The sequence below is a fragment of the Bartonella sp. MU70NMGDW genome, assembly GCF_042194085.1.
Taxonomy (GTDB): Bacteria; Pseudomonadota; Alphaproteobacteria; order Rhizobiales; family Rhizobiaceae; genus Bartonella; species Bartonella grahamii.
Genome location: NZ_JBHIMK010000053.1, coordinates 1 through 13,315 on the forward strand (window position 1 = coordinate 1; position 13,315 = coordinate 13,315).

The 13,315-nt window shown below is 37.1% G+C and carries 10 protein-coding genes; 6 read left to right on the forward strand and 4 right to left on the reverse strand.

Annotated elements, in window-relative coordinates; genetic code table 11:
- On the reverse strand, positions 1-1,337 hold a 1,337-nt coding region (mgtE, locus tag ACFIKE_RS06120), incomplete at its 3' end, for a magnesium transporter (protein ID WP_375648653.1).
- A gap of 551 nt (positions 1,338-1,888) precedes the next feature.
- On the opposite strand from mgtE, the gene ACFIKE_RS06125 reads away from it, so the two are divergent.
- Positions 1,889-3,913 carry a M3 family metallopeptidase gene (locus tag ACFIKE_RS06125; RefSeq protein WP_375648655.1) on the forward strand — a complete coding sequence of 675 codons (2,025 nt, stop codon included), beginning with the start codon at positions 1,889-1,891 and terminating at the stop codon, positions 3,911-3,913.
- A 162-nt stretch (positions 3,914-4,075) separates the two neighbouring features.
- Here ACFIKE_RS06125 and ACFIKE_RS06130 read toward each other — a convergent pair whose 3' ends face one another.
- Positions 4,076-5,152 carry an SGNH family hydrolase gene (locus ACFIKE_RS06130; protein ID WP_375626703.1) on the reverse strand — a complete coding sequence of 359 codons (1,077 nt, stop codon included), beginning with the start codon at positions 5,150-5,152 and terminating at the stop codon, positions 4,076-4,078.
- Between the two features lie 14 nt (positions 5,153-5,166).
- Positions 5,167-6,423: a lytic murein transglycosylase gene (locus tag ACFIKE_RS06135; RefSeq protein ID WP_375626705.1), complete on the reverse strand. Its 1,257-nt coding sequence runs from the start codon at positions 6,421-6,423 to the stop codon at positions 5,167-5,169.
- 265 nt (positions 6,424-6,688) lie between these two features.
- Here ACFIKE_RS06135 and ACFIKE_RS06140 point away from each other — a divergent pair, with 265 nt between their 5' ends.
- Both ACFIKE_RS06140 and ACFIKE_RS06145 read left to right on the forward strand, forming a co-directional pair.
- Positions 6,689-7,579 (forward strand): UTP--glucose-1-phosphate uridylyltransferase, encoded by an 891-nt coding sequence (locus ACFIKE_RS06140; RefSeq protein ID WP_375648657.1) that lies wholly within the window; start codon positions 6,689-6,691, stop codon positions 7,577-7,579.
- A gap of 39 nt (positions 7,580-7,618) precedes the next feature.
- Positions 7,619-8,611 carry an SIS domain-containing protein gene (locus tag ACFIKE_RS06145; RefSeq protein WP_375648659.1) on the forward strand — a complete coding sequence of 331 codons (993 nt, stop codon included), beginning with the start codon at positions 7,619-7,621 and terminating at the stop codon, positions 8,609-8,611.
- A 276-nt stretch (positions 8,612-8,887) separates the two neighbouring features.
- Here ACFIKE_RS06145 and ACFIKE_RS06150 read toward each other — a convergent pair whose 3' ends face one another.
- Positions 8,888-9,247, reverse strand: a complete 360-nt coding sequence (locus tag ACFIKE_RS06150) for a hypothetical protein (protein WP_375648661.1) — start codon at positions 9,245-9,247, stop codon at positions 8,888-8,890.
- 252 nt (positions 9,248-9,499) lie between these two features.
- On the opposite strand from ACFIKE_RS06150, the gene ACFIKE_RS06155 reads away from it, so the two are divergent.
- From ACFIKE_RS06155 to ACFIKE_RS06165, 3 genes are all read left to right on the forward strand, one after another.
- Positions 9,500-10,885: a sigma-54-dependent transcriptional regulator gene (locus ACFIKE_RS06155; RefSeq protein ID WP_375648663.1), complete on the forward strand. Its 1,386-nt coding sequence runs from the start codon at positions 9,500-9,502 to the stop codon at positions 10,883-10,885.
- A 403-nt stretch (positions 10,886-11,288) separates the two neighbouring features.
- On the forward strand, positions 11,289-12,860 hold the full coding sequence (locus ACFIKE_RS06160; RefSeq protein ID WP_375648665.1) for a phospholipase D family protein: 1,572 nt from the start codon (positions 11,289-11,291) through the stop codon (positions 12,858-12,860).
- Between the two features lie 150 nt (positions 12,861-13,010).
- Positions 13,011-13,315, forward strand: a 305-nt coding sequence (locus tag ACFIKE_RS06165; RefSeq protein ID WP_375648666.1) for an IMP dehydrogenase, incomplete at its 3' end; no start/stop codon positions are given.

Here is a 13,315-nt window from a genome sequence, read left to right on the forward strand (position 1 = left end):
AAATAGATTATAATGCCCATGACATCTACTAAAGTTGCCACAAAAGGAGCAGAAGCACTTGCTGGATCAAATTTTAAACCTTTAAGAATAAAAGGCAGCATAGATCCAGAAAGAGAACCAAAGGTAACGATTCCGACTAAAGCTGTACCCACTGTTGTCGAAACAGCAATCCAATGTTGCCCATAGTCGTAGATACCGAATTGTTGCCAAAGAGCAATGCGCGTAATGCCAATAATTCCGAGTAAGAGACCAAGAGATAGTCCTGTTGGAATTTCACGAATGAACACTTTCCACCAGTCTTTCAACGTGAGTTCACGTAAAGCCAATGCACGGATAATAAGGGATGTAGCCTGTGAGCCGGAATTTCCTCCTGAGCTCATAATGAGAGGTATGAACAGTGTAAGAATAATCGCTTTTTCGAGTTCTGTTTCGAAATGTTGCATAGCACTTGCTGTCAGCATTTCACCGACAAAGAGTAACGCGAGCCATCCGCCACGTTTTTTCATCATTTCAGGAAATTTAATTTGCATATAGGGCTTATTAAGCGCTTCCATACCCCCAAATTTATAGGCATCTTCATTCATCTCATCAACCATAGTATCAAGCACGTCATCGACGGTTACAATGCCAATGACATGGTTACTTTCATCAACTACAGGCACAGAGAGAAGATCATGGCGCTGGAAAAGGCGTGCGATATCTTCATGATGTGTGAAGGGCGATATTGTAATGGGCGAGTCATGGGTAGGGACATTAAGAATTTGTTCATCAGGTGAGGCAAGAATAAGGTTACGCAGTGAAACAGCTTTGAGAAGAATACCTGTTTTAGGGTCAATTACATAGCTGGTATAAACGGTTTCACGTGTTCGCTCGACCTCACGAATGTGATCCAACGTTTTTTGTATAGTCCAGTTTGAAGGAACGGCTATAAACTCTGTTGTCATCAGTGCCCCTGCTGTATGATCAGGATAACTGGTGAGTTTTTTAAGTTCAGCGCGCGTTAAGGGTTTAAGCAAGGCATAAAGTCGTGTGCGGGTTTCTTTATCCATTTCTTGAAAGACGTCCGCAGCAGCATCGGCAGACATGCCATCAAGAATTTCAACTGCACGATTTATAGGGAGAAGTTCTAGGATGGAAGCAGGTTGCTCAAGCTCTGGTTTATCAAAAAGTTCGATAACATAATCAAGAGGCAGAAGACTAAGAATGGTTACACGTTCCATGATATCGAGGTCATTGATGATATCAATAGAGTCTGCAAAATGCTGATTTTTTAACTTTTCAGCGAGAGCTTCAGGAGAAAAATTTTTGAAGTCGAAGGTCGTTTTAATTTCAGTCATGATAAAGTACCTCCTGAAGAGTTGGAGAGTTGTAAATCTAGATAATAGATGAGATAAAAACAAAAGTTTATGGAAGATTTAAAAAACTCCCCAGCTATATTCCCAATTGTTAATATTTGAAGTAAAGTCAAGGGTAAATTATAGGTTATAAACAAGTTTCTGAATCAATAAAACAAGAATACAGTTTAATTTGAGAATAATATAAAAGCGTAAATGTAAAAATCAGTTCTGATTTTTACCATCATTTCTTTGATGCAGTTTTGCGATTTTCAAAAGGATCTACAGCAATATTTTCTAAAGAGTGGAGATTATGCCTTTCTTCAAGTGTTTTTATTAATATGCAATTGTATTGTGATGTGCGAACGAATAATCTTTATTTCTCCAATATAATATGGTTTGAAATGAAAGAATTTTACGATTTCTAGATTTTTTTATTCAATAGCGTTTGGAAAGGTCGTTTTGAAACTCACGAAATAGTTTTAGTATATTATCAATTTGTGTCGTAAAGATAATCGTTACAGCTTAAATTTATAATGGAGACATAAAGTATTATGACAAAAGCAGCAGTGCTGGACTGGAAGGGATTTTCAGGTCTTCCTGATTTTTCTTCTATCAGTGATGAAGATTTTAAACCCGCTTTTGAACAGGCTCTTCAAGAAGCCGAAGAAGAACTAGAGGCGATTGCGATGGTGCAAGAACCACCAACGCTTGAGAATTTTTTGCAGCCTTTTGAGCTTTGTGGCAAAGCGCTTGATCGTGTTTGTTCAATATTTTTCTTGCGCACCAGTGCTCATACGAATGTATTAATTCAACAGCTAGAGCAAGAGTTCGTTGTAAAACTTTCTCGTTATTCTTCAAAAATGATGATGGATGCACGGATATTTGCAAAAATAGATGTGCTTTATAAACAGTCGCAGCTGGGCATATTTGAGAGTGAAACAACGCGTGTTCTTGAATTATGGTGGAAAAAGTTCGTTTGTCATGGGGCAAAACTCGATGAAAAAGCTAAGAAACGGCTTTTGGAAATTAATGAAAGACTTGCTTTTTTAAATGCTACTTTTGGACAAAATGTCTTAAATGATGAAGCTGAATGGATTCTGTTTTTAAAACAGACCGACTTATCTGGTTTACCGCAAGATCTCATTGATTCAATGAAGGAAATTGCGTGTGAAAGAGGTAATGAAGAAGCGTATGCATTAACACTAGCACGTTCGATTGTTGAACCTTTTTTAAAATTCTCTGATCGTCGTGATTTGCGTGAGGTTGCATTCCAAGCTTGGGCTAAACGTGGTGAAAATAATAACAAGAATGATAATAAAACAATTATTGTAGAGATTGTTGCGCTTCGAGATGAGCAGGCGAAATTATTAGGATATAAATCTTTTGCAGATTTGAAACTCGATAATACCATGGCTAAAAGTGTTGATTCCGTTATGGATTTGCTTATGCCTGTATGGGAGCGTGCAAGAGCGAAGGCTTCTACTGAGCAAATTGAATTACAAAATTTTGCCAACAATCAGGGCAGCAATGAATCTTTAGCTGCTTGGGATTGGCGTTATTATACTGAAAAACTTCGCACTGAAAAACTTTCTTTCGATAGCGCTGAAATTAAATATTATTTTCAGCTTGATCGTATGATTAAAGCGGCTTTTGGGGTAGCAGAAAAACTCTTTGGCATTACGTTTGAAGAAAAAAATGCTGTTGCACTTTGGCATCCTGATGCACGTTTGTGGGAAGTAAAAAAGTCTGATGGAAGTCTACTTGGGCATTTCATTGGTGATTATTTTGCACGTTCTTCAAAACGGTCCGGTGCGTGGATGAGTAGTTTGCAATCACAATATAAATTGGATGGCGGACAAAAGCCTATTATCTACAATGTTTGTAATTTTGCTAAACCACCCAAAGGGGAGGTTGCTCTTTTATCACTTGATGATGCGCGTACGCTTTTCCACGAATTTGGGCATGCATTGCATGGTTTGCTTTCTGATGTCACATGGCCATCTGTATCGGGAACATCGGTTTCACGTGATTTTGTTGAGCTGCCTTCTCAACTTTACGAACATTGGTTAACTGTACCAGAGATTTTACAAACTTATGCTACGCATGCAAAAACAGGACATCCTATGCCGCAAGCATTAATGGATAAGGTTTTGTCAGCACAGACATTTAATGCTGGCTTTGCTGCAGTTGAATTTACTTCATCAGCTCTCGTAGATATGGCTTTTCATAAAGGACAAAAGGTAACTGATCCAACAGGATTTGAACGCCAAGAATTAGAAAAGCTGCAAATGCCTGATACAATTATTATGCGCCATCGTCCTCCACATTTTACGCATATATTTTCAGGTGATGGTTACGCCGCTGGTTACTATTCTTATATGTGGGCGGAAGTCCTTGATGCTGATGCTTTTCAGGCTTTTGAAGAAACGGGAGATGTTTTTAATTCAGAGCTTGCTGATAAGTTGAAACGTTTTATTTACTCTGCTGGGGGAAGTCGTGATCCAGAGGAGCTTTATAAAGCTTTTCGGGGACGGATGCCTTTACCAGAGGCAATGATTAACAAACGTGGACTATAAGATATAACGGTATGGTTAATACCATGCCGTTTTCATATTATTCGAAAAATGCAGTTGTGATTTATACGAATTCTCTCTTCATTATAGCTCTGTAAACAGAGTTTTTTATCTTGTTCACCTTTTGTTTATGAAGGAAATTAGATTTTGTCTTTTAAAGAGACATTATGGGAAAGAAAAATTATCAGCTCGATCTTTTTGATGCCCATTTGGTGCAAACCATGATTTTTTTATAAAACTTGACTTTCTTTTGCCTAAAAGGTGAGTGTTTTGTTGTGCCATATCATCGAGGCTCATTGGAGGCTGACGCATAATATTGCTCCGCTCTTTATTCTCTGATTCTTGTATAAGTTTTTGAATAGCTTGATCGGTTGAGTAAGGATTTTTATGAGAAAAGGCATAAAAATTTAAAATATTTTTCAATGGTTTTTCTAAATAAGAGGCAAGTTTTTTCTTTCCTTCAGAGGTGAAATGCATGCCATTATTGGTGCGTAATTTGGTTATTTTTCCATTAATATCATAGCCTGAAAAAGAAAAATTTCCTGTCTCATCACTAAAGCCGCTCCAGATATCGAGGAAATATCCTCCTGCTGTTTCTGTTTCTTGTTTATAGAGCACATTAAAAATTTTCATTTTTTGTGTCAAAAGGTCATTTCTAAAGGCAGGTTGACTTATCCATATCCATGATTTTCTAGAGGCATGAAGACTTTCAACAATTTCGATAATTCTTTGTTTGTAGATGTGCATCCATTCTGATTGATCTGTGTTAATTGTTCTATAAGAGTCTGTGATTGGTTGATTATCATTTGCACCGATCATCATGATAATAACATCGGGGTTATTTTGATCAATGAGTTTAGGAATATTGCTTTGCCAAGAATAATAATTCGTCCGAACTAAGCCGGAAGCTGGCATTGTATTGTTCATGATAACGATATCGCTATTATTTATAAAAAACTTCTTAAGTGCATCGGCAACAGCAGAAGCTGTAAAATCCCCTATGACAAGAATGCGCTTTGCATTCTCATCTTTTAGCTTTTGTATGTTTTTTTGTGTTACGATCTTTTTTTGCGGCTTGTCTATTTTTTGTTCTATAATTTGCGGTGGTTGTTGCGTCTGTTTGTTATGTTGTGATAACCATTTGAAGAAGTTCGTTGCTTTACTTGGGGATGGCTGTATGATCCCCACAATGGAAAGTGAAAATAGCAATAATGCCAAGTATATCAGGCGAACAGAAGACAAAACCTTAGTCTCCATTATTGTTTGCGAAGGAGAAAAAGCACTTGAGATGATGGATATCCATTTGCTTTTAGACCGTGACGTAGTTGAAAGGCTTTAATTGCTTTGCGAGAAGCTGTTCCGATTTTTCCATCAACATTCCCTTTGTAATAGCCCAGTGCACTTAAGCGAGATTGCAGTTCTTTGCATTCTTGGAAAGTAAGAGGTTGAAAAGGTCTTTGCCAATCATGCACCAATCCAGGATGTCCAGCGATGCGGTCAGCAAGAAGAGCAACAGCAAACGCATAACGATCTGCATTATTATAATGTTTCAGAACAAAGAAATTTTTTGTGACTAAAAATATAGGTCCTTTTGCTCCATCTGGATATTTTAATATTGCTTGTTCAGCTAATGTAGGAAGAGGATGCCCATTTGCGTGTTTTACACCTAATTTTTTCCATTGTTCAAAGGAATACCAGCCTTCAGGGAGGTTTTCCCCCTGCGGTACTTTTACCTCTACTCCCCAAATAAGATTAGATTGCCAGCCATTTTTGTGGAGAAGGTTAGCAGCAGTAGCCAGAGCATCTGGAACAGAGTTCCAGATATCACGCCGTCCATCTTGGTCCATATCAACTGCATAGGCGAGATAACTGCTTGGAATAAATTGTGTATGCCCCAATGCACCGGCCCAAGATCCAGTGAGTTGAGAGCGTTTAATTTCGCCACTTTGTAGAATTTTCATAGCAGCAATCAGCTGTGTATATGCATATTTTGCACGTTTTTTATCAGCATAGGCTAAAGTTGCAAGAGAACGAATGGTGTCACGCATTACACTTTTATTAGCTAAAACTTTCCCATAGTTGCTTTCCATTGACCAAATAGCAAGCAGAATATTGCGGTCAACACCAAAACGTTTTTCAATTTGAAGAAGCCATTTGTTCCATTTTTGAGTTTGGCGCCGTCCTTCCTCAATTGCAATATCATGGACACGATTATCGAAATAGTTCCATGAAGGAGCAACAAATTCCGGTTGGTATGCGGCACTTTTTAGAACTTCTGGATCAATTGCATTAACACCTTTAAACGCCATATGAAACGTATAAGGGGTAATATTGTGAGCAATAGCTATTTTTTTAAATTCTTTAATCCAGTGTTTAAATCCGCTATCAGCATATGAAAGGGATACAAAAAACATTAAAAAAGCAGAAAAAATAACGGCAGAGCCAGTGAGAAGAGTTCTCCAATTTATGGACTTCTCTAAAAAAGAGAAAGTCTTCAATTCTGTTTTTTGCATTTTGAAATCCCCATTAATATTCAATTTATTAGATGTGCAATAACTTTATTTTGTATTTAGTTTAATCGATAATATGATCAAGAAGGGGAGAAAACTGAAATAAATAATTCGTTTTAATCCTTTCAATAAATTCTCATACTCTTTTTTACATTTTTGATTGCCCATTATAATGATAATCAAAACAATAAGATATCTTTTTTACCATTTCGTAAAAACATATGTTAAATAAAACAAAAAATATATGAATTCATTGAGGAGGGTGAGTGTGCGTAAAATCCGGAAAGCTGTATTTCCAGTAGCAGGTCTTGGTACGCGTTTTCTTCCTGCGACAAAAACAATTCCTAAAGAAATGCTAACAGTTGTTGATAAACCTGTTATTCAATATGTTGTGGATGAGGCGAGGGAGGCTGGTATTGAGCATTTTATTTTTGTGACTGGACGTAACAAAGCAGTCATTGAGGATTATTTTGATGCGCAAGTTGAATTATACACGACACTGGCTGAATGTGGAAAGAAAGAAGATCTTGCACATTTATACCGTTTACAGCCATTACCAGGGTCAACTTCTTTCACTCGGCAACAGCAACCTTTGGGATTAGGGCATGCTCTTTGGTGTGCGCGTGAATTAGTTGCAGGGGAACCTTTTGCTTTGTTATTACCCGATATGCTGATTCAAGCCAAAAAGGGATGTCTTTCTGAGATGATTAGTCTTTATGAAAAGGTGGGCGGGGGAAATATTATTGCCGTTCAGGAATGCGATCTTGAAGAAGCACATAAATACGGTATAGTTGGCAAAGGTAAACAGATTGCAAATGGTTTTAAAATCACAAAAATGGTAGAGAAACCAGTGTTAGGAACGGCACCATCAAATTTGTACATCAATGGACGTTATATTTTGCAGCCAGAAATTTTTAATATTCTTTCCACTCAAGAACGAGGAACAGGAAATGAAATTCAATTAACAGATGCTATGATACGGCTTTCAAATGAGCAGGATTTTTGGGGTTTGCAAGTAGAAGGGCGCACTTTTGATTGCGGTTCTAAAACTGGTTTCATTGAAGCCAACGTTGCATTTTCTTTGGCACGCGCTGATATGCACAGCCATGTTTCTGCCTCATTGAAAAATTTACTGGAAACCATTAATGTTGAAAAATGATATAGATCTCTCATTTAATTTTATTGATTGAATTTGATTATGATAACACCGTCTCCTCATATGGCTTTGCAAGGTGCAGTTGCATCAGCGCTTAAAACACTTGCCAGTGAAAAGCAGGGGCTTGAAGCCCTTGAAAAATCTCTTCTGGGAACTCTTTCTTCTTCTGTTGAAGCGGCCGTTCAAACTATTAGAAATGCTCGTGGACATGTGGTCATTACTGGTCTTGGGAAAAGTGGTCATATAGGGACAAAAATTGCAGCAACCCTAGCTTCAACTGGAACGCCTGCCTTTTTTGTTCACGCTGCAGAAGCCAATCATGGTGATCTTGGTATGATTGGATCTGATAATGTTATTCTTGCTTTATCATGGTCTGGTGAAACTCAAGAGTTAAGTGGTATCATAAGTTATGCGGCGCGTTTTCGTATCCCCCTTATTGCGATGACATCAAGTGAGTACTCTGTATTAGGACGACAAGCTGATATTGTTTTATTATTACCAAAGATAGAAGAGGCTTGCCCCCATGGTTTAGCCCCTACAACTTCAACAATTATGCAATTGGCAATGGGAGATGCATTAGCGGTTTCTCTTTTAGAAATGCGTGGTTTTACCGCAACGGATTTCAAAATATATCATCCTGGTGGTTCTCTTGGTGCAAGCCTTAAATACGTGTGTGATATTATGCATGAGGGTGATAATATTCCTTTGGTTATGCAGGGAACATCTATGACTGAAGCGATGAATGTTTTGGTGGAAAAGCATTTTGGTTGTGTTGGTGTTGTGAATCAAGAAGGCGAACTAATTGGAATTGTAACCGATGGCGATCTTGCACGTAACATGCATTTTAATTTATCAAAATTTAATGTTGACGAGGTGATGACCAAAGCTCCTAAAGTTGTAAAACCAAATACACTTGTTGGTGCAGCAACAGCTTTTATTAATGATCATCATATTGGTGCATTTTTCGTGGTTGAAGATAAAAAACCGATAGGAATTGTTCATTTTCATGATCTTTTGCGCATTGGCGCTGCTTAGATTAAAGTTCCCTATCAAATAAAATGTTATTTTAGGTTAAAATAGATTGAATGATACAAAGTAACAATTTTATTGTGAGGTGGCTTTACTGATATTTGGTGGAAGAAAATGATTATTTTATGCATTTCATAATGTTTAGAAAATTTTCAAGGTAAAAATTATATCCGTATCTTTGCGTATTTTAGAGAGGATTTTCTATCAGGAGGAGAAAGGATCACCTCCTGTTTAATGTATGTGCTCCCTCTGTTCTTAAGAGAGGCTTCCTTTGTACCTTGTCTAAGATTTCCGCTTAAGGAAAAACTGTGCTCCTGTATGCGAGGTGCAGAGAAGTTGTGTGGCATCACATGACACTGTACAATTGACTCTAGAAATTGTTCCACGGAGAATAGAGCGTATTTCAATTTCTATATTTTGGGCATTGAGATAATTATATACCCCTTCTGATAGTTTTTCTTCTGTATCTGCTGCACGCGTTTCAAAAACACCATTGTGGAAAGAAGAAATAATACCATTCTCATCAACCCATTTTCCATCAATTCCAGTTGGCATATTTGAGTTATAATATTGCGAAAAGCTACAGGCACCTAACAGCAAGGTGGTAATTGTAAGACATAAAATATGATAGGTATGTTTCATTTATTGCACTCTATTTAGATTATTTTGCTCTCTAGTTTTTATAACATTATCAAATACTCCATGAGTCAATATGAAAAATTTGATGAAAATCAATGAAAAAGCAAAAAAATGGAAAAAAATGCCTTAATGTTGTATTTAATTAACAGCTTGATGAAGTTCGTAAGTGAAACACAAGAGGTGAAATATTTCTTATGGTTTACAACAATTTTTATATTAAGCTGCTGAGTAGTCTCAAAGGAGATTATTGACATTATGGTTGGTCCTATTCTTGTTGCGAGTGAAGATTATGGAAGACGGATAGAACTTTCTGCTATGCTGCGAGGTTTTGGCTATCGTGTCATTGAAGCAGAAAATGGTCTCCGTACGATTGATCTTTTACACAGGCGTAAAAACATTGTGCTTGCACTCCTTGATGTCGTTATGAGTGATTTGAGTGTGAGCGATTTAATTAAAATGATTAGAGTTGCTGGTGTTTCTGTTCCTATTGTCGTTATAGCACAACAAGAGAATCAGAATTTACTCCAGAAAGCTTTAACAGCTGGAGCTATTGATTATTGGATCCACCCAGTAACATTATTACGCGTAAGGGTTACTTTGGATATTCTTGCTCTTATTTCTGCCTTGGAGCATGAAGTTAGAGATATTCGGCGAAAAAAAGAGAATCATTTACGGTTTTCTGATCTTTGCATAAAAAGTAGAGCTATGCAGGTAGTGTTAGAACAATCGAGACAAGCAGCAACTTCTTTACAGAATCTTTTGATAGAGGGGGAAGTTGGAACAGGACGTGAGACATTAGCCCGGATTATTCATCATGAGGGATTATTCTCGGAAGGTGTTTTTATTCGCTTTCAATGTTCAGCCATCGTTGATCCAGAAGAAGAAAATCAGCAGTGGTTTAAAGAATTCCTACCATTGGTTTCTTCTCTTGAGAAAGGGACACTTTGCCTTTGTGATATTGATCGACTTGAGCCCATACAGCAAAAACGGTTCGCTCATTACCTTAAAGAAAGGGAAAGGAATACAAAAGGAGATTTTTTCCCTTTTCGGATCATTGCTATTTCAACATCGCGTTTAAAGGACTTGGTTAAAGAGAACTTTTTTTTGCATAGTTTGTTTGAACAATTTTCTCACTTGTCTATTAGCGTCCCTGCTTTGCGAGAATTAAGGGATGATTTTCCAGAGATCACACAACGTTTGATTGATCGCATTATCACCGAAACAGGGCGATCACATGTCCATGGTTTAGCAGGATCTGCTCTTTCCTTGCTTATGCAGTATGATTGGCCTGGCAATAGAAATGAGCTTGAAAACTTTTTATTTCGTGCGATTTTACTAAGTGAAGGACCGTTATTAACTGTTCGAGATTTTCCGCAATTAATGGGAAATCCATTAATGAATGTTCCCAATATCATTGAGGGTGATATGCAAGAAGATAATGAACAAGAATCGATAAAATTTTTGAATACAGATGGGCATGTGCGTACTTTTGCAGAGATGGAACATGATATTATCGAGAAAGCGGTCAAACATTATAAAGGACATATGAGTGAGATTGCGCGCCGCCTTCATATTGGTCGCTCTACACTTTATAGAAAAATGGAAGAATTACGAGCAATAAGAAATCAAGAACGAAAGTAAAATTCATAACAAATCTCTCTTCATGACAAGCATGAGTTTCAAAAAAATAGAGTGGATTTTGATAAAGTCCGTGGGGGGGGCTTAAGAAAACAATCATTTATTGCAAAATTTATCTATAGAGGATGATTTTGTAGATTTAAAACAAATATAAATTTTATGTGACTATTTTAATCGTCTGTTTCAGTTTATACAATTTTAGTTAAGTTTATATTTATTAAAGCAGAGAGGCATTTTTAAAAACTTTTAAATACTACCGCTAAAATTTTTGTATCATCAATATTAAATTTATACTCTCTTAAGCAAGAAGTGGCATTTTATCTGCTACACGGTTAAGATAAAGTGATTAGGATTATCGTTTGCATTACTGATGATGCGATAGCTTAAAATAGAAAGTTTGTCCTCTTTGACTCTTTTACATATTGTTATTGGTTTTGTCCTCTTTTTTTTTATTGCATCTATGTTGGCAATCTACACTTATGGGCGTTTTGTGAAAAATGCTAGGGGGCAATGTTCTTATGCGTTACCTATTCAGAAAGATGAAACTAAGCTTGATCGTATCGTCAGTCAATTAGCTGAGGAAGAAAATGGATTGGGGATTGATAAAGATGCTCTTTCCCTCATTATCAGCAATTTGGACGCGTTTTGCGTTCGTGCAATAGGAGCTGCAGAGGCTGGGCGTAGCCTTGATCTGATGTATTATATTTGGGATGATGATTTAACAGGGCGTCTATTATTAAGTGAAATAGTTAAGGCAGCGGATCGGGGTGTTCGGGTACGGCTTCTTTTGGATGATATTAACGCTCAAGCACGTGATCCAGCTTATATTGCGCTAGATAAACACCCTCATATTGAGGTGAGAATGTTTAATCCAGGACGATCGCGTAAAGGTGGATTACGCCGTGGTTTAGAGATTATATTACGGGCGATTACTGTTACACGTAGAATGCATAATAAAGCTTTTATTGTTGATGGTAGGATCGCTTTTGTAGGAGGACGTAATCTTGCAGATTCTTATTTTGATGCTGGTGAAGAATCCCATTTTCGAGATTTAGATTTGATGTTAATCGGACCCTCTGTTAAAAAGGTGGAAAGTATTTTTGATGATTTTTGGAATAGTGCTGTTGTTTTGCCAATTCATACTTTGGTTGTTCCTAAAAGCGCAAGTGATCTTAGCTATTGGAAGGATAAATTACAAAAATTTCGGGATTCCAAGGTTGCAAAAGTTTATTTAGATTATGTCAAACAGCACATTAATTTTGATTGTTTTATTCAAACAGGAAGGCGGTTATTTTTAGCAGACAAAGTTGTTGTTCTTTCTGACCCTCCAGAAAAAGCATTGCGTAAAAAAGCAAGCAATTGGCTTATGAAGGCACTTTCAAAGGTTATTGGAAATGCCCAAAAAACGGTTCAGATTACGTCACCTTATTTTGTTCCTGGTAAGGTTGGAACGCAGAATTTTAGTCATTTGGTTTCAAAGGGTGTTGATGTAAAAATTCTGACGAATTCTTTAGCAGCTACTGATGTAGCACTGGTGCATGGGGGTTATGTATCGTATCGTAAGGCGTTGTTGAAAAGTGGTGTTAAGCTTTATGAATTAAAATCGGAGGGCAACACCCATGGATTACGGTTGTTTCGATCGAGTAAGGCAAGTTTACATGCCAAAGCTTTTTTAATTGATCGTAAAACAGCTTTTATTGGATCTTTAAATTTTGATCCCAGATCAGCATCATTAAATACAGAAATGGGCATTCTTTTTGAATGTGCTCCCATTACAGCAAGATTAGATTTGTTGTTTTCTGAAGAAACAACAGGAGAAATGAGTTATCATCTGCGTCTTGGTGATAATAATCGTATTTATTGGGATTTTATTGAAAATGAAAAAAAATATAGCATTGACCATGAGCCAGAAAGCAATTTTTGGCGTCGCACATTTACAAAAATAATAAGTTGGTTACCTATTGAATCACAATTGTAAATTTTTATAAACCACACTTAAAAAAAATATTTATTTTTCTTTTCATTTTGTTTGTAGCATGGCATAATTTTTTGCCAATCTACCATGTATGAGAACCGCAGTTGTATTTTAAAGCTCCTTGCGGTGTTTTATTATAAAAGGAATTTTGCTATGGCAAAGATTGTTGAAACGGGGACAGGTGCATTGGCACTGACTTTTGATGATGTACTTTTACAGCCCGGTCATTCTCTTGTTATGCCTAGTCAAGTGGATCTCAGTACGCGCATTGCAGCGGATATTAAGCTCAATTTGCCATTGCTTTCTGCTGCAATGGATACGGTAACAGAATCGCGTTTGGCAATTGCTATGGCTCAAGCTGGAGGTCTTGGAGTTATTCATCGTAATATGTCTCCTGCAGAACAGGCAGAAGAAGTCCGCCAAGTAAAAAAGTTTGAATCTGGTATGGTTGTTAATCC

Coding starts and splice junctions, on each gene's coding strand:
- ACFIKE_RS06135 (WP_375626705.1), bottom strand. CDS start 6,423: ATGCAAAAAACAGAATTGAAGACTTTCTCTTTTTTAGAGAAGTCCATA.
- ACFIKE_RS06145 (WP_375648659.1), top strand. CDS start 7,619: ATGATAACACCGTCTCCTCATATGGCTTTGCAAGGTGCAGTTGCATCA.
- ACFIKE_RS06155 (WP_375648663.1), top strand. CDS start 9,500: ATGGTTGGTCCTATTCTTGTTGCGAGTGAAGATTATGGAAGACGGATA.
- ACFIKE_RS06150 (WP_375648661.1), bottom strand. CDS start 9,247: ATGAAACATACCTATCATATTTTATGTCTTACAATTACCACCTTGCTG.
- ACFIKE_RS06125 (WP_375648655.1), top strand. CDS start 1,889: ATGACAAAAGCAGCAGTGCTGGACTGGAAGGGATTTTCAGGTCTTCCT.